The sequence below is a fragment of the Nocardiopsis lambiniae genome (assembly GCF_031845465.1).
Classification (GTDB): Bacteria; Actinomycetota; Actinomycetes; order Streptosporangiales; family Streptosporangiaceae; genus Nocardiopsis; species Nocardiopsis lambiniae.
In genome coordinates, this window is record NZ_JAVREP010000023.1 from 28960 (window position 1) to 50883 (window position 21924).

The window sequence follows — 21924 nt, forward strand, 5'->3', positions numbered from 1 at the left end:
ATGTTGGCGCTGGTCAGCGAAGCCCGATCACGTCCAGCGGGCGGGTGAACGCCTCGTACGGCACCCACCGGATCGCGTCGGGCACCGTGTCCTGACCCAACCGGCCCAAGAACACCAAGGCGAGCGCTCGCAACACCGCCAGGTTGTCGGGGCCGTGGCCGGAGCGGACCTTGTAGGCGTCCTCGCCCATCGATACGTCCTTGACGTGGTGCCAGGCCTCGATGTTCCAGTGCCCCCGCACCAGAGCACTGATCCGGGCCGCGTCCGCCTGCCCGACCTCCAACGAGGTCACCGCATAAGCCACGGTCCACGACACCTTCCCTGTGCGCAGATCCCTCACGTAACGGCGCACGCGCACCGCCTGGACCGCGTGCGGGAAACCGGTCCTGCCCTCAAGGTCGATGGCCTTGACCGTACGGGTCTCGGCCCGCCCGTGGCCACAGGCCCGAGTGGTGCCCAGTGCGGGAGCCTGCGCCCGGGGCAGGGTCCTGAGCTGGTCGAACAGCGTCCGCTGGTTGCGTTTGACGGTCAACACGTAGTCGGCGTGCAGGTCCTGGACCAGGTGGGTGACGGTGTCGGCCTGAGTGTGCAGGGCATCGGCCGTGACCACCACTCCAGCCAGATTCACGCCCGCCAGCAGGACGGCCAAGGCGTCGATCTCGCTGGTGCCGGCAGGGACCCGCACCTGGGCCGCCAGGTGCCGGTCCGGGGTCAGGGCGGCGAGCAGGTGCACCGCCGCCTCGGTGGCCGTGGCCGATCCGCGCAGGGTCTTGCCGTCCACCGCCACCACCTGGAGGGTGCCGGGTCTGGTCAGGGCGGCCAGGGTCTCGGGGGCCAGGGCGAGCAGGACCCGGCGGATGGTCACCGGGGACGGAGCAGAGCGCGCCCCCAAGGCCGGACAGGAGATCCGGCATCCCAACCGGGCCAGGGTGTGCTGTGGTGCGGCGTCGGCCCACTGGCCGACCGCCCGCAGGTGGCGGGCCCCGGCGACCATCGCACACAGGGCGCACAGCAGGACGCTGGCCAGGCTGTGACGGCGGCCCCGCGGCGAGCGGGGATCGGCCAGGTGGGCGAGCTTGCCGAGAAGGTCAACAGAGGCGGTGACGGGCATGGCAGACTGGGAGCGCAACGGAGTCCCTTGGAAGTCAGAGATGTGAGAGTCCCTGATCTTCTAGCGGGCTCCGTTGCTCGTTGGTGCGGGTTTCGACCGGATCGCTACAGGGCTGTGATCAGCGCCGATGGGTCGGAATCCTGACTTTGAAACAGCCCTGGGTCGCCGGTGGGTGTCGGGGTACGGTCCACGGAGTCTGGCCGCCAACGCTTGTCGGAGGAAGTCAGGGGAACGTGTTCGTCACGGCTTGCGGGCACACTGGGCGCGTGACACATGATGACGACGCGGTGTTCGAGGCCGTACGCGCACGCGTGCTCTCCGGTGAGTACCTGGACCACCGGCTCGGCCTGCCGGAGGACGACAGCGATGGTGCGGTTCGGTGCTGTGCCGACCAGGGCTCGTGGCGAACGGTCTACTTCAGGGGCACACCGGAGTACGACACCGCGCTCGCCGCGGGGCGGCTCGACTTGCCGCCGCCGTTGAGGCCTGTGGCTGAGGATGTGGTCAACGAGTGCGAGGAGCTTCTCGGTCGCCCTTTGCCACCACTCCTGCGGCGCTGCTACCTCGAGCTTGGCGACGGGGGATTCGGTCCGGGCTACGGCCTGTTGCCGCTGTGGGATCCGGAGAACGGTGTCTCCGTCATGGACGCCTTTCGGCGGCGGGAGGGGTGGCCCCAGGAGTGGCGGCCGATGGCGGACTCATTCCTGACGCTGTGCGACTGGGGCTGTGGTGTCGAGTCGCTGATCGACTTCCGGAACCCGTCCGGCGGGATGTGGGCCATCGACCCCAACTCGACAGCCGGGGACGACCCGGGCGTCATGCTGTTCCCCCAGGAGTTCACTTTTCCCGAGTGGATGCGTCGGTGGGCGGACGGAAAACTTCGACAGCCTCAACTGCTTCTGGGAAAGGGCGCAGGAGGTTAGCGGGTCTGTTTCGTGCTGTGAGCGGCGGAAGCTGCGGTGCGTGCCGGGATCGCCTCCCGGCACTCAGAGCGTGTTTGAGAAGGGGTAACGGTCCGGGCATTTCGCCCACGCTGCTGCCATCAGGTCGCGAACATGGCCACCATGCCGCGACGCCCGACCTACCCCTCTGACCTGACCGATGAACAGTGGGCCCTGATCGAGCCCCTGCTCCCACCGGCCAACACCGGCGGCAGACCCGAGAAGCACCCCCGCCGTGACGTGGTGGACGCGATCCTCTATGTGGTGCGCACCGGCTGCTCCTGGCGGCACCCGCCCGTGGACTTCCCGCCCTGGTAGACCGTGTACCGGTACTTCTCCCGCTGGGAGGAAGCCACGGTGACCGAGCAGGTCATGGCCGTGTTGCGCCGCCGGGTGCGCACCGCGCAAGGACGTGGGGGCGAGCCCTCGGCCGGGATCATCGACTCCCAGAGCACGAAGGGCGCCGACACCGTCGGCGAGCAGACCAGGGGCTATGACGTGGGCAAGAAGGTCAACGGCCGCAAGCGGTTCATCGTCACCCTGGGGCTGTTGCTGGTGGTGTGCGTCATGGCCGCCTCTGTCCAGGACCGGGACGGGGCCAGGACCACGTTGTTGAGCCTGTACCTGTGTACGCCGGTGCGATTCGTGTTCGCCGATGCGGGGTTCGCGGGACGGCTGGTGGCCTGGGCCGAGAGGTTCGTGGCCACAACGGTGCACATCGTGCGCAAGGCTCCTGACCAGGTGGGGTTCGCGGTGATCCCGCGCCGGTGGGTGGTCGAGCGCTCGCTGGCGTGGTTGACCTCCCACCGGCGTCTGGCCAGGGACTACGAGCGCAACCCCGCGGTGTCCGAGGCCATGGTGCGCTGGGCCGCGATCGGCCAGATGGCCTGCCGCCTCGCACGAGGACGTGACGCCCTTCGTCAGCGTGCTTGGACTGGCCAGGGCCTCATTTCCTGACCCTTCTCAAACACGCTCTTACGAGTTTGGTGCGTGATAGCGGGTGAGGCTCCGCTGAGAAGTCGTGGCATGCTCTGGCCGTGGCGATCAAGCTAAACCGCGCGGCCCTGGCCCACCCCTGGCTCACCGGCATCTCCCGACACCATCTGGCCGCGCTCGTCGAAGAGTTGGCCCGCCCCTGGGAAGTGGCCGTGGAGGACCACCGGGACCAGGTCCGGGGCGGGGCGAGGAAACGGGCCGCCGGGACCGGCGCCCGGCACCGGCTGGTCTTCGTCGACCGTCTGGTGGCCGCCCTGATCCACCTGCGCCATGACCTGCCGCACGCCGTCCTGGGGAGTTCCGCGAGCGGTGGAAGCACCACCGCCACACGCATTCCTCAGATCGGATCACCATCGAGAACGCCTTGGCCGACCACAAACGCTGGAAACAACTGATGCGTTGGACCCATCGGCGGGAGAACCTTCCGGCGACCTACCGCGCCATCGCCGGACTGGTCTCCGACCGCACCGCGAACATCTGACAAGCACCACGAGCGGGACCACCATGCCTCACCCGCTATCACGCACCAACTCGTTAGCGGCGTTACTTCTTGACCACTTGCGGTCACCATCGAGAAGCCTTCGGCCGGCAGGAGGAACCCGCGCCGCTCACGGGCCGGAAAAGAAGCAGGTCGAAGACCCCAAGAATCATGAATACCGTTGTCATTTATTCGTTTTAACAAGAACTTGCTGTTCGCATAGCAGATACCCACACAGCGTGGAAACACAGCGGAGCCAAACCCCAACCCAGTGCTTCCTTGCCCTTTCCAGGTGCCTTACCATCCTTGGTCGTCCCTCATCCTTGCTTTTCTCCCCTAGGAGCCCGCATGTCCGTAGCAGGTGTGAACCTCCCGGAAGCCATTGCGGGGAGCCGGTCCGCCGAAGAGATGGCGGAGACCATGTCGGGTCTGTCCGGGCCGCTCTTCGAGGCTTTCAGCGATCTGGTGCACGGCGCCTGGGAGATCGAGTCGGCGCTGTACGACTTCGAGGCCGAAGCCAGCAGGCAGATCAAGACCGCCGCCGCCAACGCCAACGCCCTTGCGGAGAACACCGGCGGCGCGGCCGGTGAGATCGGACAAACCGACAGGACCGCGGGCGACGATTTCGCTTCGACCACGGCCGTTCCCTCACTTGAGATCAACTTCTTCTAGAGAGGCTCTTTCGTGTCGATCGCCGGACTGAAGTTGGGCCTGCCCGAAGACATCGAATCCGATGCCGAAGAGGTCAGGGGCGGCGCCGAGCAGCTGTACGAGCTCAGGAACACGATGCTCGGCCATACGGGAGAGTTGGACGGAACGTTACAGTCCACCGCCACCGAGTTCGCCGGGGCCGTCGCCTGGGACATCAGCGACGCTTCCCAAACGGACATCCAGTCCTGGCAGGACCTGGCCGAACTGCTCACCGGTACAGGCCTGGCACTCGGCTTCTACGCGGACGCGGTGGAAACGTACAAGGAGGTACGCGAGGACCTGGAACGGCGCTGGGAGGAGCACAAGGCCGCCGCCCTGCTGCGCATCGAAGAGGCGGACGGCATGCTGACCGCCGCAGGCACCTCTGCGGAGACCGCTGAAATGACGCACGCGCTGACCGTGCGAGCGGGCCTGCTGAAGGAGCACGACACGGCCCGCGAGGAGTTCAACGAGGAGAAGGAGAGGACCGAGAAGGTCCTCACCAACAGCCCCGACCAGGCCCTGTGGGAGCGTGCGGTGGACCGTGGCCTCATCAGCGGCCGGGACGTTCACCTCCTGGGCGGCGAGATACCTGCCGAGATCGAGTTCGGCCCGGCCGAGGACTGGACCCCGCAGGAGGTCGCCGACTGGTGGCGCGACCTCGCCCCGCACCAGCAGGAATGGGCTATGGAGGACTACCCCGAACTTCTGCGCGACCTCGACGGCATTCCTGTCGTCGTGCGCGACCAGCTCAACCGGGACCACCTCGATGACGAGATCGCCCGGTTGGAGGAGGAGATCGAGGCCCTGGAACAGGATCGCCAAGAGGCCCTGGATGCCCTCGCCTCCGATGGGTCTGATGAGGACGTGGACATCCCCACGACCAACCCGGCCGACCTCGAAGAGGAACTCGACACGCTCATCGAACTGCGCAACGACCTCAACGACGAGGACGCCGACCGGTATCTGCTCGCTCTGGACACCGAGAACCGGGGACGCGCCATCGTGTCCACCGGCAACCCCGATACCGCCGACAACGTCGCCACCCTCGTGCCAGGGACCACGACAACCTGGCAGAGCATCGACGAACAGATGAACCGGGCCGAGGCACTGCGTCAATCGGCAGTGGCCGCGGACGAGGACGGCGAGCATGCCGTCATCAGCTGGATCGGCTACGACGCGCCCAACGTGGCCGAAGCAGCATTCCCGGGACGGGCCGAGGGTGCGGTCGACGAGTTGAGCAGTTTCCAGGACGGGCTTCGCGCCACACATGAGAACACGACCGCGTCGCACAACACCGTCATCGGGCACAGCTACGGATCCACCGTCGTCGGGCACACCGCGCAGAGCGAGGCCGGTCTCAACGCCGACGAGATCGTCCTGGTCGGCAGCCCCGGAGCGGACGCCGATCATGTGTCCGAACTCGGATTCGCCCCCGAGAACGTGCACGCTTCAACGGCTGGGAACGACAAAATCACCGACTTCACCGGGTTGACACACGGCGCCGACCCCACCAGCCCCGACTTCGGAGCAAGTGTATTCACATCCGATAAGGGCAGCCAAGGAGGCAATTGGCCCCTCGGAGACGCACACTCGGAATACTTCAACCGCGGCACCGCCTCCTTGGAACACATGGGCGAAGTCATCGCCGGAAAGCACTAGGACCTATCAAGACATGAAACGACTGAAACAGGTGGCCTGTCTGGCCTTGGCCGTCTTCGCGATGACCGCCTGCAACCCCGACACCGATCAGGAAACGGCGATGGAAGAAACGATGACCGAGGACGAAGCGGCTGCCAAGGTCGACCAGCACATCACCAACGCCGCATCTGCCCTGCCAGAAACCGTCGAACTCGAACCCCTCGGTCCGGTTACCTTCGCTTCCTGCGACGACCCCACCGACGGTGGCCCCCGGGGCCGTGTCACTGTCGGTCAGGATCAGTGGCTGCGTGGGCTGCCGATGGAGGAGAACGAACAGAACGCCGAACTGCTTTACGAGTACTGGACCACCAACGGCTACCGTGTCATCCGCGACGAACGCCCCGACAAACTGTCGATCGCGGTCGAGAACGAGGAGGACGGCTTCCTCATGTCCCTGCGCGTCAGTATTCAGGGAAGCCTTTCCATCGGCGCGTCCTCCCCCTGTGTGTGGCCGGAGGGCATCCCGGAAGCCTGACGTTGCGAGAACGCCCGGTCCGGCTCTCCCGCATGAGATGGCCTCTCGGACGGGGTACCAGGCATCCAGGAGACCTTTGATCCGATGGCCGACCGCCTCCGCCCACGGCGAAGCCCCAGGCCGGGCGGGGTGAACCCGCCATAGGCCCGGGGCCCGGGGTGTCCAGGTGCTCCCGGTGTGCTCCCCCGTCCCGCTACCCGACCGAGACCGGGGTGCCGCGCAGCAGCGCGGCGGTCGCCTCGGCCGCGGCCTTGGCGACGTCGGGGTACACCGATTGGTAGGTGTCCTGGGTGAAGTGCGTGGTCGCGTGGCCCAGCTCGGCGGACACCACCTTCACGTCCGTTCCTGCTGCCAGCGCCAGGGAGGCGGCACCGTGGCGGAGCCCGTGCAAGGTGATGGGCGGGAGCCCGGCGGCTTTGGCGATGCGGCAGAACCAGTCACTGACCTGCCCCGGGTGCCACCCCGACCCGTCCTGGCGGGTGAACACCAGCCCCGTACCGGTCCAAGCGGATCCCGCTGCGAGGCGTTGTTCGTTCTGGAACCTCTTCCACCCGCGCAGGATCTTGATCGTGTCGGCGTCCAAGGTGATCGTGCGCTGGCCCGCCGCGCTCTTGGGGGTCGAGGTGACGGTCTCCCAGGCCAGTTGCACGACCTGGACGCGGATGTCGATCTGGCCGTCCACCAGCCTCGTGTTCGCCCACGGCAACCCCACCGCCTCACCCCGGCGCAGCCCCTTGACGGCGATGAGGTGGAACATCGGGAACAACCACGTGTACCTCCTCGCATGTTGGAGGAACGTCCGGGTCTGCTCGGGGGTCCAGACCATCACCTCGCCGGGTACGGTCCCGCCCTTCTCCCACTGGCGCACCCGGTCGGCGGTCCACACCAGGGGGCGTTTCCTCGGGCAGGACGGAAGCCGTACGTGGGAGGCGATGTTCACCGTGACGGGCAGGTCCGGGGAGCGGACCGCGTCCGACAGCGCGCTGCGCAGCGTGGCCCGGATCCGGTGCTTGGTCGACAGCGAGATCACCCGCCTCCCCCGCACCGACCTCTTCACTTCCGGGTCCTCGGAGTCGCGGCATTCCAGGATGTGCACGTTGGCCTCCTCCACCGCTGCGAACATCGCCTCGACCTGTCGGGCCTGCAATCGGTCCACCCGGACCTTCCCCAGGTGTGGGACCAGGTACTTGCGGATGTGGCCGTCGTAGGAGGCACGGGTACCCTCCGCGAGATCGGGCTTGCCGTCCAACCATTCCCTCAACCACACCCCCACAGGCGGCGGCTCCCGCCGAACATCGACTCCCCCACCGATCCTCTTGCGCACCTCCTCCACCTCCGGCAGAGGCCGGCGGCCCTTGAGCGCGGTCTGGATCAAGTCCGCGACCTGGACTTCAAGCTCCGGCTCCCCCTCGGCCAGGGCCAGCAGCGTCTTCACGTGGTCGAGCTGGCGCCGGGCCTCCTCCTGCGAGGCCAGGCCACCCCTGCGCGCCTGGCGACGCTTGCCCTCAACCGTGCGCGGCAGTTCGAGCTGGAACCACCAGTTCCCGTGCCGGGGATTCCACGCCCCATCCTCCCGCCGCAACCGCGAGCACTTCACCCCCAACGCCCGGCCACTGTTCTCCTCCCGGCACCCGCACCGCTTGAACACCGACCCCTCGTACGCACCCATACAGTCACTCACCCCTCTTCCGTGGTGTTCATACGCGCACCGCACCCGCACCCGCCGCTGGCGGCGGTGAAGGTGTCCGGAGTGTCCAGGCCGAGGTAGGTCAGCACCCCGGCGGTCGGAACCACCCACGCCTTCCCCACCCTCCGGACAGGGACCGGGAAGGTTCCCCCGCGGAGCAGCCGGTAGACGGTGGTGCGGCCCAGGCCGAGCATCCGCCCCGCCTGAACCGGGCCCAGCACCACCGGCAGCGAGGCGACATCGGCCAGCACGACCGGAGCATCCCGCTTCACCACACCCAACCTCCCCACCACCTCTGAACTGCACGAACACGGCACGCGACCCCGCCGACGGCGGGACACTGTGCATCCACGCTCGACCTCGCCGAGCAATGCAAGCGGATTCACCGAAACATCCACCGGACCCGCGCTCCACCCCGCGAGCACACCCACAAAAGGGCGCAATGCCCGATTCCGCGGACACGGCCCACAGCGGCCACGTCCGTACCCGAAACCACGGCACCGCCCCCACGGGGTCAGCGCCGGGCATCCGGGCCGTGTGGGTGCGTTGAACGCCCCACAGCCGCCCCGCACCGATTTCGGGCGCGAGCCCGCAAACGACCCCGTCCCCAGCAGGGAGCTGCCCCTGGACGCCCCCGGCGAAGCCGTGCCGGGCACCCCCGGAGGCGGGCTCGGCTTCTCTCTTTCTCTTCATGTCCCTTCAGGAGGACGTCCCGCCCCGTCGATGCGACACCGCGCGAGGAGCAGTCCAGCGACACGCTCCCGTCCGCCAGGAGCAGCACCCCGGCGCACCGACCAGGTGGCGGCCGGCGCACCGCCTCGGTGGATCCATGAACCAACTCGACCTGCCAGGTCGGCCACCGCCCCGAACCGGTCGCTTTGAAGCCTTTGCGGGGGTGTTCTTCCAAGAGACCGAGAGCAGAAGTGCGGAGCAAGGACGGCAATCACGCGGGGGAGAGGCGTGACCCGCACGGCGGAGGGCCGTCCAGGACACGGGCGAAGGCCCGCCGCCCGGGCGGGGGTACCCGCCGCCCTACGTGAAGTGGACTACCCACTGGATATAAGTCTGGGCCCGCGAGACGGGCTCAAACGCGCTGTGAGCTGCAAGGATGCGCGAGATGCGGGTGGTCGTGCCCGAGGGGGCATCGGCGTGGCCACAGGAGTAGGCAAGGGAGGAGTCACAGGCATAGTCACAGGCACGGCCATTGGCGTAGTCACAGGAACCCCCTCTTCAAGCGGGGATGTCACCACGCTCGAGAACCCGACGCAGCACCCCTGCTGCCGCTGGATCCGACCAGACCGACGGTCTCCGTACGCTCGCCATCTTCCGCTCCCGGACCGCGTCAGCGAGAAGCCCTCGCACAGCCCGCCCCGATCCGCCAGGAGGATCACCCCGGCGCGCGGACCAGGTGACGGCCCGCGCATCGCCTCGTGTGTGCATCAACCACCTCGACCTGGCAGTCACCACCCCGGAACGGTCGTTTTCCAGCGTTCTCGAGAATATGTTTTCAGAGAATGAAGACCAGGGAATCCAGAGCGCTGGAGAAAACAGCACAAGGGGAGGCGACCCGCATGGAAGTGCGCCGCCGAGGGGCGCGGGCCGAGACCCGCCGCCCTCGGGGCCGCCCCGCCCCACGTGAAGAGGAACTGCCCCCTTGGGTATGAGTCTGGATTGCGAAAGGCCCACCCGGAGCGGCTTCGACCTGCACTGATAACGCGCACAGGGTGGGCCGTTCTAATAGGCCCACCCATCGGCCCGGTCACAGGCCCCCCGAAGGGCCCAGTCACAGGCCCACCCCACAAAAGCCACAAAACCGACACACCGAGAAGCCCAACCACCGCCCCGACTTCCCGAAAAGCAACCAGGAATGCTTTCCTCGCAGCCATTGATCGAGAAATCCTGGAGGGCACTCGAGGGACACAGAAAAGCACTGAGGGGCGTCCCCTCCCGCAGGAGAAGACACCCCAGTCCGTTCAGGGCGTTCTCAGCCCCGCAGCGCCAGGTAGGCGCGGATACGGTCGGTCAGTTCGGCGAACTCCTCCTCCACCGGCTCAGGCTCGACACCCGAAGGTGTGGCCGGGTAGTCCTCCGGTTCGTCCGGGCGGGGATGAGGAACGGACCCGAGGTCGAGGTAGGGGCGCACCAGAGCACCCGCGACCAGGTCGGGTTCGGCGTCCACCCTGTCCTCAAACTCGAACGAGGCGGAGCGGTCGCGGTAGGCCTGCTTCCAGCGGGCCGAGGCGGTCCAGGCGCCGGCCGCCCAGGTGTGCTGTTCGGGGAAACCGAGCTGGTCGGCGAGCAGGTCGCCTTGCCTGAAAGTGGTGGGTGCCGGGGGTGCTGCGGGCAGCGCGCGCGGGACCCGACGGGGCAACGGGGTCGGTCGAGGGCTGAAGAGTACGGCCAGGGCGGCGGCCAACAGCGCGGCGGTCAGCGCCCACACACGCCCGGCCATGCTGTCGCAGGGCCGCCGGTGACGGCCGGTAGTAGGGTGTTCCACGGTCTCCTCCTGGAGCTATCAGGTGGTGATCGCGCCCCGGTCCGGTGTTCGCGCACCGGTCGGGGCACCTCTATGTTTTCAGTTTTTGAAGCGGCTTCTCGTGCGGGTGTCCTTGGCCCCGAAGGGCTGCGCTTCCCGCGTTGCCGAGCGCCTCGAGAGGTCCTCGCCCCGTTTTCCGGGGTGCCCGAGGGCCCTCTTCAGGGGGCCTGGGTCCACCGGCTGTCGGTGAGGTCGTAGGCGAGGAAGAACCACACCTGCCGCAGCTCCGCGATGCCGCTGTCCCCCCACCCGGTGGCCAGGGCATCGAGCATGGCCAGCCCACGACCGCGCTCAGCGCCGGGGTCCAACCCGTGCGGGTCGGGAACCAGGTGGTGGGTCTCCCCCGCCGGGGTGGTCCGGCCCGAGGCGTCGCCCTGGTCGGCGCAGGTCAGGTGGAGCCCGTTGCCTCGGCGTCGGCAGGTGAGGGCGTAGCGGCCGTGGGGGTGCCCGGAGCGGGAATGGGTCAGGGCGTTGTTGACCAGCTCCGAGCCGAGCAGGGTGAACAGGTACCGGTAGTCGGCGTCGCGGTGGGCCGCGCAGGTGTTGAGGAATGCGCGCACCAGCGGCAGGAGTTCGAGGCTGGACCCGAACTCGTAGCGGCGGGTGGTGTAGGCGCCCCGGTCGGGGGCGTGGTGGAAGTAGTGCCGGGCCCGGGCGGGGACCACGTCCCACAGCGGCAGGGTGGCCTGCGGCAGCGGCGGGAGTTCAGTGGCGCCCGGGTCATGGGGGCCTACGGCGCTCATGGGAACCATGGCGCGATTCCTTTCTCAGAGAAGAACGTTCAGGTCGGCCCATCGGGGCCGGCCAACGCAAGCGGTGGGCAACCCGGCATCCGCTCCCCCAACAGTGGGAGCGACCCGGCGGGCTCAGTCGCCGCACCACCAGCATGCACGACTCAATTACGTTCAGCAATATTTTCTGAGAGAAAAATTTACGAACAGGAACTATGGCATTCTGGGGCCAAGCCACCTGCGGCCCGACCAGAGAGGGCCGTCTCCGCGATCATGACCACCAGGAGCTTTCGTGCCCGACGAACCGTCCCTGCGCCAACGCTGGTTGGGAACCCGCCTGGAAGCCCTGCGCCGCGAAGCGGGCTTCTCTCTCCAGGAGGCCTCGCGCGCGGCCCAGCGGTCGACGGCTTCTCTCAGCCGCATCGAGAACGGTGTCGTCGCTCTCCCCGCGCGCGATGTGCGTCCCTTGCTCGACGCCTACGGGGTGGAGGACCGTGACGCCCGGGAGACCCTGATCGCCGTCGCGGGCGAGGTGGAGGCCGAGCGCAGGGGCTGGTGGGTCGCGCACAGCGACACCCTGTCCCCCTCCTACCTCGACCTGCTCCGTCTGGAGGCGACGGCGTCGGAGGTGCGCACCTACGAGACCAGCGTGATCCCGGGCCTGCTTCAGCACGAGGACTACGCCAGGCGAGCCGTGGCCCTCACCAGCAGCACGGCGCTGAGCGAGGACGCCTTGGAGCGGTTCATCGCCGTGCGCAGGCAGAGGCAGCAGATCCTCCACCGGGACGAGGAGCCGACCGCCCTGCACGCGGTCATCCACGAAGCCGCGCTCCACCAGACCCTGGACGCCCCCGAGGCGCTGGCGCAGCAGCTGGAGCTGCTGCGGGAGTTGATGTCCCACCCTCTGATCACCGTGCAGGTCCTGCCCCTGTCCGCTCCCCACCCGGCCTTGGCCGGCGCGTTCACCCTGGTGGAGACGCACCGTCTGACCTGGGTACACGTGGAGTTGCAGACCAGCGACGTCTACTTGGAGGCGCCGCAGAGCGTCGTCCCCTACATGGCCTGCTTCAAGGTGCTCTCCGAGCGAGCGCTTTCGCCCACCGAGTCCGTCAAGGCGATCAACGCGAGGCTCGACGCCCTGACACCCTGACGTCCACCGGCTCTACCGCAGAATGATGATCATGAACAGCACACTCCGTTCTTCCTGGTACAAGAGCAGCTACAGCACAGCGCAGTCGAACTGCGTCGAGGTGGCCGAGAGCGTGGCGGGGAACGCTGTACGGGACTCCCAGCACCCCGAACTCGGACATCTGGACTTCCCCGCCGAGGAGTGGTTCGGGCTGCTCGCCCCGCTCAAGCAGCGAGTGAACCCGTAGCCCCTACCGCGTTCAGACGAGGAGCATGCAGCGGTCCCAAGCCAGGGCCGATGCTCTGCCCGCCAGCGCCATGGTGGTCCCCTCTTTTCCTTCCAGCAGCCCCGATTCCCGGTGCGGGAACGGGGCCGCGGCGTGTTCGCGTACGGCCGTTAGATGCCGTTCCAACCGCTGCTCCGGTCGAACTGCGGGCTGGTCTTCGGACATGCGGCGAAGGACTTGGAGCAGTCCGGCGGGGCCGTGGCACAGGCCGCCGTAGGTGAAGTGGTTCACGAGGCGGGGGTCGGACAGGCAGGTGTCCATGGCCTGTTCGGCGTGGAGGCGGCGAGGGGTGTCCCCGAGGGCCAGGGCGGCGAGCTGCCGGGCTCGGGCGATGCCCGGGGTGCCGTAGCACCAAGAGGGCGGACCTGGCGTGGTGAGCGGCGCGGGGTGGCCGGTGGAGACCCATCCAGGCCACCAGGTGCGCTCTCCGTCGTGGTGCTCGTGCTCGTCCAGCGCGGCGCACAGCCGCTCCAGCGCTTCGGTGTGTCCGTCGACGGTGCGTCCGTCTCGGTGGGTGAGGGCGAGGAAGCCCAGTACTCCGCTGATGCCGTGGGCCAGGCCCAGGTTGGCGTGCCCCTCGGGAAAGTCCGGGTCCGGGTGTGCCTGGGGTCCGTGGTGGACCCACCATCCGGGTCGTTCGTGGTGCTCGTGGCGGATCGGGCGGGTGAGCCGCACCAGGTAGCGCAGAAGGTCATCAAGAAGGTCGCCGTCAGGGTCGATGCTGCGGAGGGCGACGCCGATGCCGGTGAGTCCGGTGATGAGGTCGTACTCGGCGAAGGAGGTGAGACGTCCGTCCTCGATGCGCCGGGTCGCGGCCGCCAGGCGGTGGCGGGTGAGGGCGATCAGGTGCTCGCGGACGGTGGTGCGGGCGCTGCGGTAACCCTCGGGAGGGGTCAGGGAAAGAAGGAAGGCGACCGCGGGCAGCCCGTGGAACAGGGTGTTGCGGCTGGCTGGGTCGATGGGGCCGTCGGCCAGCGCCGTGCGTAGGAGGGTGTGCACGGTTTCGGGTGGGGAGCCGGTGGCCAGGTACAGCAGGGCCGTTCCCAGCGTTCCGCCGTTCAGGGACAGCGGCGACGTGTCCGTGGCGGTGAGGATGCTGTCAGGTGCGGTCATCGTCGGGGTGCTCCAGGTGACGGCGGGCCAGGCCGAGGGATCGGGTGAGGGCGAGCAGGTCGTGTTCGTCATCGCGGTCGGGGCCGTGGGCACGGTTGTGGTGCATGTGCCACAGGGACGACACGACCCGCAGCGGGTGATCCAACCGCTTTCGGTAGGCGGCCAGGACGTGGTCGCGTTCACCCCAAGTGGCAGTGACCGGGGCGGGAAGGTCTTCGGGGTGGGTGAGCAGGTGTCGGGCGATGGCCAGGGTCGCGCGGTCCACGGGGTTTCGGGGGCGGGGCAGGGCAGCGACGGTCCATTTGGTGTCGGCGCCCATGGCGTCGGCGATGCGCAGCAGGGACAGGGCCGCCAAGGCTCGACCCTGGGAAGGGTCGCCGTACGTGGTGTGGTGTTGCGCGATGGCTGCGCGACTGTCGTGGACGAAGGCGTTCTCGGCGACCTTCATGACGGGGCCGTGGCCGTAGCGGTCGTATTCGGGGCGGTAGGTGTGCAGGGCCAGGTCGTGGAGCAGTCCGGCACCGACCAGGTCGTGGCCCCAGGAGGTAACGGCCTGGTGGAGGGCGGTGTGGCCGGTGGAGTGCAGGCGGAGTCGTAGGTGCGGGCCGTGGTGGTCGCGGTAGCGCACGAACCAGAAGCGGAGTTCGTCCCCGGTGCGGTGTTCCAGAGCGGGGAGTTCGGCCAGGATCTGGGGGAACAGGGACGGGTCGGCGTACAGGTGCGCGGAGACCCATGCGTTTCCGGTGGCCTCGCGTTCTACTGCGGTGCGAACGGTAACGGTGGCCGGGAGTCGTGTGGGTGGTGTGGTGGTGCCGATGGGAAGGACGAGTTCGTGTGCGTGCCCGTCACACCAGGCGAAGTCTTCGGGGGACGGTGTCTCGGTGAGGATCACGTGGCCGTGTCGGTAGAGGTGAGTGTCCACGAGGGAGCGGTGGGCGGCGTCTTCCAGGTCCAGGGGCAGGTGGCGTTCGCCTTCGACCAGTGCCGCGTAACGGGGTAGCGGCAGGTGGGTACGAGTGCGGGCGGTCGACCAGGTGGCGGGGGTCAGGCGCCAGCGGGCCGGTGCCAGGACGGTGCGGCCGGCGCGGAGCCGGGGAAGGAACGGCAGCCGACGCAGCGGTTCGGGCCAAGGATCGCAGGTCAAATAGAGCGCAGTGCGAGCGCGCGGTAGTTCGGTGACGAACCGGGCCAACGGGTGGGTGTAACCCAGGACGTTCAACGCGGTGGGGTGGAACGGCTCCAGCACCCGTCCGGTGGGGGCGTGGACCAGCCGCAGGTGATCCGGATCGATGCGAACGGCGAGATCCTCGGGGTGGAGGACCTCGGTGTCGGGGTCGGTGGGCGGGTGGACGTCGATGGGCAGCACCGTAGGGGCGAGAACAGGTGTCCTGCACAGGTGGGCGGCGGTGTCGGCCATGGGCGGGGCGAGTACCTGGACCGGGAGAGCGCCCTGGGTGAGGGTCGGCAGGCCGGAACCGGCAACAGTGGTGTCCATGCCGTCGAGGTGGGCGAAGCGTCCGGTGAGAGTGCCCGCCCCTTTGGAGATACCGGTGACCCACAGCCGGTAGCGGCCTTGGTCCACGTCGGCCGGTGAGGCGGCGGCCAGGTGAGAACGGATCTCGGCGTGGGCGGGGACGTCTTTCGGTGTGCGCGCCATCAGGTGTGCCCAGGTCGGGTCGTCCAGGTCCAGTTCAGTTTGACCGTGGAGTGCGGCGGTGGCCGCGGCTTCCACAAAGGCCGCGTCGAGTTTCCCGGACGCCGGAGGTGGTGCGGGAAGGCGCGTGTGCCGGTAGGAGGAGGGGTAGCCCAGGCCCGCCGGGCCGGTCAGGGTGAGCAGGTCGACCCGGGCGTTCTGGCCGTAGGTCTCCAGACAGCGCCGGTGGTAGTCGGCCCAGGCGGGCGGGCCTTCGGGATGTGGAGACAGTCGGGCGGCAACGGCGGTGGCGCGGGCCGCTTCCTGTGCCACGTTCCGGTGAACGGTGACGGTGGCGCGGATACGGACATCGACCGCCTCCGCGTCCGAGTCACCGTGGGACAAGGCGCTCTGAGGTGAAGGCGGTGCTGTCGCCGAGTCGAGGAGCAGGCGCTGGTCGAGGAGGTGCTCCACCAGAGCGGTCGTCTTCTCCTCGGGAGCATCGGGGAAGGCTGTGGCGAGTGTCTTGTGCAGGTGTGCGAGCGGGACCGGCGTGTGCGCTGTTTTCGCCAGCAGGGAGACGGCCGAGGTCAGCCGCAGTGAGACGGCAGCGGCCTGGTCAGGGGCGTTCGGGTGGGGGCGATGGTCCAGGCACAGGCGTTCCCCATGGACGCGGACGGTCTGCGCCAGCACCACGGATCGCTCCACTTCCCCACTGGCTTGCGAGAACTGGCCCCGTGCCTTCCCTGTCCCGAGCCGGGGTACCTCCTGGTGATGTCCGCACCAGGTCACGGAGGTCTCAGCTCCCAAGGTGAGAGGGGCGACTCCGGCGAACAGCCCGAACGGTGTCGCCCGGCAGTGGGCGCGCAGCAGGTACCGCACCAATGCGAAAGCGGTGCGCCGTACCCGCGTCTCCTCCATCCGGTCGGAGTCGACCAGGCGCTGTAAGGCCTCGGTCAGGGAGGGGCTGGCGATGCTCAGCGCTCTCATCAGTTCGCGGTCGCCAAGGAGGCCGACGGCCCAGGTGCGCAGCTCGGCCGACGAACCGGTGGCGGGGTCGGGACACGCGGGAAGGCGGGTCCGCGGTCGGGTCGCCGCACGCAGGGAAGGCGCGATCGTGGTGAGGGGGACGTACACCGGCACTCCGTTCCACGTCATAGAGGGTGAAAAGTGGGGCGCGCCCCACTCCGCTGGAGTGGAAGGGCGCGCCCCGGTGCGCGGGGTGGTTCAGCCGTTGTCGGTGCAGCTGGGAGCGCAGGCGGACTGGCAGGTCTGGCCGCAGCCGTCGTTGGTCATCGACCACAGGGACTGGTCCACGACCGGGACCTCCACCCGCAGGTCCAGGTCGAACGGGTCGGTCGTCGTGGTGCGCAGGGCGCGGTCGCGTCCGAGGGGCACCAGTCCGGTGTCGGTGCGGCCAGCGAGGAGGGTGCTCATCAAGGGCTCCTTACGTGTCGTTCGAGGGTCAGCGGTCCCAGTTCAGGACCGTGTGGGTGTGGCGTTTGGTCACGACCCGCCCTGGGGGCAGGTCGGCGGCGGGAGTGGAGGCGGGAAACAGTTCGATGTGCGGGCCGGGGCCGCCCCGGTGGTCGCCGTCCCAGCGGCTGATCAGGTCGGTCAGTTGCTGGGCGACCCGGGTGGCGTGGGGGCCCTGGCCCACGGCGCCGAACTCCCACCTCTCCTGGCCGGGGATCCGACGCAGGATGCGATAGGCGAAGCTCGCCCCGGCGGTGTCGACCAGGGCCGGGGTGCCGGTCAGGACGATGGGGCGGATCAACCCGGCCTGGATCGCCCCGCGCTGGGCGGTCAGCAGCGCCCAACCATCGGCCGCCGAGGCCAGGAACAGGTCCAGGCCGTCGGTGGCCTCCTCGGCTCCGACCGTCACCCCGGACCAGGCCTCGGCCAGGTCGGTGTTCAGCGCGGTGCACAGCGCGTCGATGTCGGGCCGGGGCCCGTCCTCCAGGCGCAGGCCCACCTGGGCGCCGTCGGGTTCGTGGAGCAGGGGCATGGGTTCCCAGTGCTCGCCCGCGCCCTGCATGCGAACGAACCCGCACGGGTCCACGGCCAAGGCTCGCCAGTGGCCGTAGGCGGCGGTGCGTTCCAGGGTGAGGCAGCGGGTGAGTCCGCGTACTCGCATCGGGACGACCAGGCGCCCGTCGGGGGCGAGCTGGGCGTCCCAGGCTGGGGACAGGTCCCAGGCCCCGACGGTGACGATGATGCGGTCGAACGGGGCACGGACCGCGAAGCCGTGTTCTCCGTCGGCGACCGCCAGGTGCACGCTTTCGACAGCAGCGTCGGCCAGGCACTGTGCGGCGCGGGCGATGACGTCCGGGTCGATGTCGATGGAGGTGACCTGACCGGTGGGACCGACGAGTTCGCGGATCAGGGCGGCGTTGTAGCCGCCGGAGCCGATCTCCAGGACGCGCTGGCCCGGGTGCAGGTCGGCCCGGTGCAGCATGGTCGCGATGATCGAGGGTGCCGAGACCGAGCTGAGGGCCAGCCCGTTCTCCTCCTTGGTGACCACCGCCTGCTCGTGGTCGTAGGCCTCAGCTGAGGGAAGCCCCGGCAGGAACGTGTGCCGGGGCACGGTCCGCAGCGCCTGCTCCACGGCCCAGGACAGGGATCGCTGCCCGAGCCGGGTGTGGTCGGCGACGATGGCGTCGACCATCGCCTCACGCGCCCGGGTCGTATCGGTCGTGGAGGTGGCGGACACAGAGGTCTCCCAACGATCGGCGGCTGCCGACGACCGACCACAAGGGCCGTGCCGTTCGGCGGGACAGGGACGGTTGCAGTGTCCCGCGCCGGAGGGTGACGACCTATGCGCACGCGCATATTCTCTGTGTTCGATTTATGCGCGATGTTCGATTCAGGGGACCCCACTTGGGGAGATGGCCTGATCGGCGCAGTCGGAGTGCGGACCACCGATCGGGTTGAACCCGGTGGTGGAGGTGCTCATCTGTCGGGGGTGAGATAGACGGTGGTCCTGTTCTCCAACGCGAACAGGGCCCGGCGTGTGCGGGCCCAGACGTCTTCGCGAAGGCACTGGGACGCCTGCTCGGGGGTGAACCATCCGATGTCACCGACCTCGGGATCCACCGGGTGCAGGTCCGCTGCGCGCTCGGGGGTCAGTGTTCCACCGTCGAAGACGAACATGAGCAGGTCATCCCAGGGGTCGCGGGGCGGGGCCCACTCCACGCACAGCAGATCCCCCAGGACGAGGTCCAGACCGAGTTCCTCGCGCACCTCGCGCAGGGCGGCCTCATGAGGGGACTCGTTGGCCTCGGCCATGCCACCGGGAAGGTCCCAGAAGGGTTTGTAGGTGGGATCGACCAACAGCAAGCGTCCCTGTTCGTCGTGCAGGACGACTTTGGCGGCGACCCGCTTTCGGGCCTGGAACCGGTTGCCCTCAGCCAGCGTGCGGCGCCAGGCCGCCGGGTCGCGAACGTAGAGGGGTTCTTCTTCTCTACCGTCGTCGGCCATCGTGTACCCCTTCGCCTGTTCACCCGCTCCGGTTCAAGGTCGGTGCCGGCGACCCGTGTGGAGCTTTCCCCGTCTGGGACAGCACGGTAGCGACCGCAGGAACGTTGCGATAAGAGGCCAACGCCGCACGCACCTCCTGGAATCGGGCGCTGGCCACGGCCGACCCCACCTCGGCGATCGCGGTCCCCGCTTCAGCGACGAGGCCGGCCGCCTCATCCACTTTGTGCTGGCCGATCAAAGCTCGGGCCAGGGTCAGGGAGGCGAGCACGCGGGCTCGAACCCGTTCGGGGGAACGCAGGTTCAAAGCGTGATGGGCGTGTTCGACGGCGGCGGTGTGGTCGTCCAGGTCGCACATGCTCCGGGCCGTTTCACTGGCCAACGATGCCAGGTCGAAGGGGCTGGTCCATTCCGAAGCGGGTGGGGAGATCGGTACGGACAGCAGGTGCTCTCCTTGACGGAGAAAGGTTCGGGCGGTGGTCGCGTCTCCGCGGGCGGCGTGGGCACGGGTGAGCATGGCCAATGCCCTGCCGCGTAGCGCGGTGTCCTCGGTGCCATCGAGTTGTCGCCAGGCTTGTTCGGCGGCGAGCAGCGCGTTCTCAGTGTCATCGCGATGCAGTGCCAGGTGGGCGCGACTGGCCCAGATCTGTGCGGTGAGGGAACCCGCTTCTCCGGCTCGGGCAAGGTTCAACGCCCGTTGGAAGTGGTTGGCGGCGACGTCATCGCGGCCTGCGTCGTGGGCCATCCACCCGGCCATCTCCGTCAGCCCCGCCGCAGCGACGAAGGTGGTGGGGGTACCGCTTTCCGAGACCAAGGCAGGACCGACCCGGGAGGAGAGATAGCGCATGACCAGCGCGTAGAGGTGGCCGCCGCCCGCGCGCCGGTCCGCCAGCCGGAAAGCGGTGACGGCTTCGGCGGTGGTTCCCTCCACAACGTTCCGCCACAGAGAACCGAGAGCAGCGGAACCGTCAACACCAGCCCCTGCACCGATGTCCGTCTCCAGCGTTGGCGACTCGGTAGAGCTGATGGCTCGGGGCTGAGGAAGGTGAGGTCCTTCCGTTTTCAACGGTGCCCCGAGTCCTCGAAGGGCCTCGATGGCTTTGCGTCGGTCGGTCAGCCCGTGGCCCGCTTCAGCTCGGGCGATCGTGCTCTGGGCCACCCCGCACATCCGGGCCAGCGCTTCCTGTGATAGGTCCTCAACGTGGTGTCGCAGGAAGCGGATCACACTCCGAGCATCACGGTCTCGAACAGCGGCAACGACCTCAGGGTCACGCCACATCAAGGACGGGATACAGGTGCAGCCTCCTTGTCCTTCGCCGCGTGGACGACCGCAGTTACCGCACACAGGGGGCTCCTTTGGAAGGAGAAGCGCAGGGATGACCACAGTAACCAAACTCCAGCGAACTCTCCGGAGCTGAGCACTCCGGTTCCTGTAACTGGGACAGATCGCCGCCCAGGACTCCGGATGCGAGCGCACCGTGGCACTCATGTGCGCCAACGCGGCATGGGCCTACGCCGTTCTCGATGACGAGAAACGTTCCCTGGACTCCCTCGCCCGGGCCCACGACGCCTTCGCCCGCGCCGATTCGGACACCACACCGTGGGTGCGGTTCTTCCACGAAGCCGACCTGGACGCCCTGTCCGGCGTCGTCAACGCCGCGCTCCCCTCACCCTCGCCCCGCACGTACACGGCCACGACCGAGCACCTGTACCGGGCCGTGGAGGCCCGCAGCCCGGACATGGGGCGCAGCCAGGCCTTCGAGCTGACCACCCTGGCCACCGCGCACCTGCGCAACGGCGACCCCGACCAAGGAGTCCGCATCGGCCACAGGGCCGTCGACCTCGCCCGCCGCGTCCGCTCCGTGCGCGTCATCGACCGCCTCGCCCCGCTCCAGCAGGCAGCCCTGGACTACCGGACCCGAGGAGAAACCGCCGATCTGGCCGCCGACATTGCTACCCTTCGCACATCATGAGCACCACTCCCGCCCCCTCCGCCGGCCCCCGCTTCGCCCTCACTCGCGACCGCGTCCACGAGGTCCTCGCCGCTTTGTGCGAGGAGGCCGGGATCGGCTCCCGTGCGGCCGATGACGCCGAGCTGATCAAGTTCACCAACAACGCCGTCTACCGCCTGCCCCGGGCGGGGCTGGTGGTGCGCATCGCCGGATCGGCGACCGTCGCCGAACGCGTCCCCGTGGTCATCGAGGCGGCCCAGTGGCTCGCCCGGCACGACGCCCCAGCGGTGCGGCTGGTCGAGGAGATCCCCCAACCAGTCCGGGCCGCCGGGGCCACGGCGACCTTCTGGCACCTGGTGCCCTCCACCGGGCCCGAACCGACCGGCGGCGACCTCGGGCACATCCTCCAACGCATCCACGCCCTGCCCGCCCCAAGGTTCGCACTGCCGTCGTGGGAACCGTTCGACCGCATCCGCAGCCGCATCGCCGACGCCGAAGGACTGGCCGAAGCCGACCGGGCCTTCCTCACCGAGCGCACCGACCACCTCGAACTCCAAGTCCAGGACCTGGAGTTCGAGCTCCCCGCCGGGGTGCTGCACGGAGACCCGTTCATGGGCAACCTCATCCCCGGCCCCCAAAGGCCGGTGATCTGCGACTTCGACAGCCTCAGCCACGGCCCCCGCGAATGGGACCTGACCCCCGCCGCGGTCGGCAAGGTCCGCATGGACTACCCCGTAGACCACCACACCCCGCTCGCGGCCGAGTACGGCTTCGACGTCCTCACCTGGCCCGGATTCCCCGTCCTGCGCCGACTTCGCGAACTCCGACTCGTCACCAGCGTCCTACCGGTCCTCAATACCAGCCCCGGCCTGCGCACCCAGTGGCAACACCGCATGAACACCCTCCGGCACGGCGACACCACCACCCGCTGGTCCACCTACCGGTAGGCAGCAACGGATGCGTCGGGTGACAGGAGGCGATTCCGACA

At 68.7% G+C, this 21924-nt stretch carries 22 protein-coding genes and 1 pseudogene; 11 read left to right on the top strand and 12 right to left on the bottom strand.

The genetic code is table 11. The features are described from left to right. Nucleotides 1-13 precede the first annotated feature (13 nt). Nucleotides 14-1129, bottom strand: a complete 1116-nt coding sequence (locus RM479_RS23800; protein WP_311513938.1) for an ISAs1 family transposase — start codon at nucleotides 1127-1129, stop codon at nucleotides 14-16. 248 nt (nucleotides 1130-1377) lie between these two features. On the opposite strand from RM479_RS23800, the gene RM479_RS23805 reads away from it, so the two are divergent. From RM479_RS23805 to RM479_RS23835, 7 genes are all read left to right on the top strand, one after another. Further along, nucleotides 1378-2034 carry an SMI1/KNR4 family protein gene (locus RM479_RS23805; RefSeq protein WP_311513939.1) on the top strand — a complete coding sequence of 219 codons (657 nt, stop codon included), beginning with the start codon at nucleotides 1378-1380 and terminating at the stop codon, nucleotides 2032-2034. Between the two features lie 141 nt (nucleotides 2035-2175). After that, on the top strand, nucleotides 2176-2370 hold the full coding sequence (locus tag RM479_RS23810) for a transposase (RefSeq protein WP_311513940.1): 195 nt from the start codon (nucleotides 2176-2178) through the stop codon (nucleotides 2368-2370). 3 nt (nucleotides 2371-2373) lie between these two features. Continuing rightward, nucleotides 2374-3009, top strand: a complete 636-nt coding sequence (locus RM479_RS23815; protein ID WP_311513941.1) for an IS5 family transposase — start codon at nucleotides 2374-2376, stop codon at nucleotides 3007-3009. Nucleotides 3010-3089: 80 nt separating this feature from the next. Continuing rightward, nucleotides 3090-3443, top strand: a complete 354-nt coding sequence (locus tag RM479_RS23820) for a hypothetical protein (protein WP_311513942.1) — start codon at nucleotides 3090-3092, stop codon at nucleotides 3441-3443. Between the two features lie 431 nt (nucleotides 3444-3874). Continuing rightward, a complete protein-coding gene (locus RM479_RS23825) occupies nucleotides 3875-4198 on the top strand; it encodes a hypothetical protein (RefSeq protein ID WP_311513943.1) in 324 nt (107 codons plus the stop codon). A 12-nt stretch (nucleotides 4199-4210) separates the two neighbouring features. After that, complete coding sequence (locus RM479_RS23830) at nucleotides 4211-5878, top strand: alpha/beta hydrolase (protein WP_311513944.1); 1668 nt, start codon at nucleotides 4211-4213, stop codon at nucleotides 5876-5878. A 13-nt stretch (nucleotides 5879-5891) separates the two neighbouring features. Further along, nucleotides 5892-6392 (top strand): hypothetical protein, encoded by a 501-nt coding sequence (locus RM479_RS23835; protein WP_311513945.1) that lies wholly within the window; start codon nucleotides 5892-5894, stop codon nucleotides 6390-6392. 193 nt (nucleotides 6393-6585) lie between these two features. Here RM479_RS23835 and RM479_RS23840 read toward each other — a convergent pair whose 3' ends face one another. The 4 genes from RM479_RS23840 to RM479_RS23855 form a co-directional block, all read right to left on the bottom strand. Beyond that, nucleotides 6586-8061: a tyrosine-type recombinase/integrase gene (locus RM479_RS23840; protein WP_311513946.1), complete on the bottom strand. Its 1476-nt coding sequence runs from the start codon at nucleotides 8059-8061 to the stop codon at nucleotides 6586-6588. 8 nt (nucleotides 8062-8069) lie between these two features. Further along, nucleotides 8070-8354 carry a helix-turn-helix transcriptional regulator gene (locus tag RM479_RS23845; RefSeq protein ID WP_311513947.1) on the bottom strand — a complete coding sequence of 95 codons (285 nt, stop codon included), beginning with the start codon at nucleotides 8352-8354 and terminating at the stop codon, nucleotides 8070-8072. 1709 nt (nucleotides 8355-10063) lie between these two features. Next, a complete protein-coding gene (locus RM479_RS23850) occupies nucleotides 10064-10576 on the bottom strand; it encodes a hypothetical protein (protein ID WP_311513948.1) in 513 nt (170 codons plus the stop codon). Nucleotides 10577-10773: 197 nt separating this feature from the next. Beyond that, on the bottom strand, nucleotides 10774-11367 hold the full coding sequence (locus RM479_RS23855; protein WP_311513949.1) for an ATP-binding protein: 594 nt from the start codon (nucleotides 11365-11367) through the stop codon (nucleotides 10774-10776). A gap of 271 nt (nucleotides 11368-11638) precedes the next feature. Between RM479_RS23855 and RM479_RS23860 the strand changes: the two genes are divergently transcribed. Both RM479_RS23860 and RM479_RS23865 read left to right on the top strand, forming a co-directional pair. Beyond that, nucleotides 11639-12496, top strand: a complete 858-nt coding sequence (locus RM479_RS23860; RefSeq protein WP_311513950.1) for a helix-turn-helix domain-containing protein — start codon at nucleotides 11639-11641, stop codon at nucleotides 12494-12496. Between the two features lie 31 nt (nucleotides 12497-12527). Then, a complete protein-coding gene (locus RM479_RS23865; RefSeq protein ID WP_311513951.1) occupies nucleotides 12528-12722 on the top strand; it encodes a DUF397 domain-containing protein in 195 nt (64 codons plus the stop codon). A 12-nt stretch (nucleotides 12723-12734) separates the two neighbouring features. Here the strand turns inward: RM479_RS23865 and RM479_RS23870 are convergent, their stop codons facing one another. The 7 genes and pseudogenes from RM479_RS23870 to RM479_RS23900 all read right to left on the bottom strand — a co-directional run. After that, nucleotides 12735-13874, bottom strand: a complete 1140-nt coding sequence (locus RM479_RS23870) for a lanthionine synthetase C family protein (protein WP_311513952.1) — start codon at nucleotides 13872-13874, stop codon at nucleotides 12735-12737. Then, entirely contained in the window at nucleotides 13861-16665 is a 2805-nt protein-coding gene (locus RM479_RS23875) for a lantibiotic dehydratase (protein ID WP_311513953.1), read from the bottom strand. The genes RM479_RS23870 and RM479_RS23875 overlap by 14 nt, the downstream gene beginning before the upstream one ends. 69 nt (nucleotides 16666-16734) lie before the next feature. Next, nucleotides 16735-16944, bottom strand: coding sequence for an FxLD family lanthipeptide (locus tag RM479_RS23880; RefSeq protein WP_311513954.1), 210 nt, complete (start codon nucleotides 16942-16944; stop codon nucleotides 16735-16737). Between the two features lie 28 nt (nucleotides 16945-16972). Continuing rightward, on the bottom strand, nucleotides 16973-18220 hold the full coding sequence (fxlM, locus tag RM479_RS23885; protein WP_311513955.1) for a methyltransferase, FxLD system: 1248 nt from the start codon (nucleotides 18218-18220) through the stop codon (nucleotides 16973-16975). 239 nt (nucleotides 18221-18459) lie between these two features. After that, on the bottom strand, nucleotides 18460-18987 hold the full coding sequence (locus RM479_RS23890) for an NUDIX hydrolase (protein WP_311513956.1): 528 nt from the start codon (nucleotides 18985-18987) through the stop codon (nucleotides 18460-18462). A 19-nt stretch (nucleotides 18988-19006) separates the two neighbouring features. After that, a complete protein-coding gene (locus RM479_RS23895) occupies nucleotides 19007-19915 on the bottom strand; it encodes a tetratricopeptide repeat protein (RefSeq protein WP_311513982.1) in 909 nt (302 codons plus the stop codon). A gap of 147 nt (nucleotides 19916-20062) precedes the next feature. Then, nucleotides 20063-20473 (bottom strand): annotated as a pseudogene (locus RM479_RS23900) (helix-turn-helix domain-containing protein); the annotation flags it as partial. On the opposite strand from RM479_RS23900, the gene RM479_RS23905 reads away from it, so the two are divergent. After that, nucleotides 20472-20957: a hypothetical protein gene (locus RM479_RS23905; RefSeq protein WP_311513957.1), complete on the top strand. Its 486-nt coding sequence runs from the start codon at nucleotides 20472-20474 to the stop codon at nucleotides 20955-20957. The pseudogene RM479_RS23900 and the gene RM479_RS23905 sit on opposite strands and share 2 nt — an antisense overlap. After that, complete coding sequence (locus RM479_RS23910) at nucleotides 20954-21883, top strand: aminoglycoside phosphotransferase family protein (protein ID WP_311513958.1); 930 nt, start codon at nucleotides 20954-20956, stop codon at nucleotides 21881-21883. The genes RM479_RS23905 and RM479_RS23910 overlap by 4 nt, the downstream gene beginning before the upstream one ends. Nucleotides 21884-21924 lie beyond the last annotated feature (41 nt).

Excerpts from the sequence above, each read along its gene's own strand:
- RM479_RS23810 (WP_311513940.1), top strand. The coding sequence starts at position 2,176 with ATGCCGCGACGCCCGACCTACCCCTCTGACCTGACCGATGAACAGTGG.
- RM479_RS23825 (WP_311513943.1), top strand. The coding sequence starts at position 3,875 with ATGTCCGTAGCAGGTGTGAACCTCCCGGAAGCCATTGCGGGGAGCCGG.
- RM479_RS23835 (WP_311513945.1), top strand. The coding sequence starts at position 5,892 with ATGAAACGACTGAAACAGGTGGCCTGTCTGGCCTTGGCCGTCTTCGCG.
- RM479_RS23840 (WP_311513946.1), bottom strand. The coding sequence starts at position 8,061 with ATGGGTGCGTACGAGGGGTCGGTGTTCAAGCGGTGCGGGTGCCGGGAG.
- RM479_RS23855 (WP_311513949.1), bottom strand. The coding sequence starts at position 11,367 with ATGGTTCCCATGAGCGCCGTAGGCCCCCATGACCCGGGCGCCACTGAA.
- RM479_RS23865 (WP_311513951.1), top strand. The coding sequence starts at position 12,528 with ATGAACAGCACACTCCGTTCTTCCTGGTACAAGAGCAGCTACAGCACA.
- RM479_RS23870 (WP_311513952.1), bottom strand. The coding sequence starts at position 13,874 with ATGACCGCACCTGACAGCATCCTCACCGCCACGGACACGTCGCCGCTG.
- RM479_RS23875 (WP_311513953.1), bottom strand. The coding sequence starts at position 16,665 with ATGACGTGGAACGGAGTGCCGGTGTACGTCCCCCTCACCACGATCGCG.
- RM479_RS23880 (WP_311513954.1), bottom strand. The coding sequence starts at position 16,944 with ATGAGCACCCTCCTCGCTGGCCGCACCGACACCGGACTGGTGCCCCTC.
- RM479_RS23890 (WP_311513956.1), bottom strand. The coding sequence starts at position 18,987 with ATGGCCGACGACGGTAGAGAAGAAGAACCCCTCTACGTTCGCGACCCG.
- RM479_RS23905 (WP_311513957.1), top strand. The coding sequence starts at position 20,472 with ATGTGCGCCAACGCGGCATGGGCCTACGCCGTTCTCGATGACGAGAAA.
- RM479_RS23910 (WP_311513958.1), top strand. The coding sequence starts at position 20,954 with ATGAGCACCACTCCCGCCCCCTCCGCCGGCCCCCGCTTCGCCCTCACT.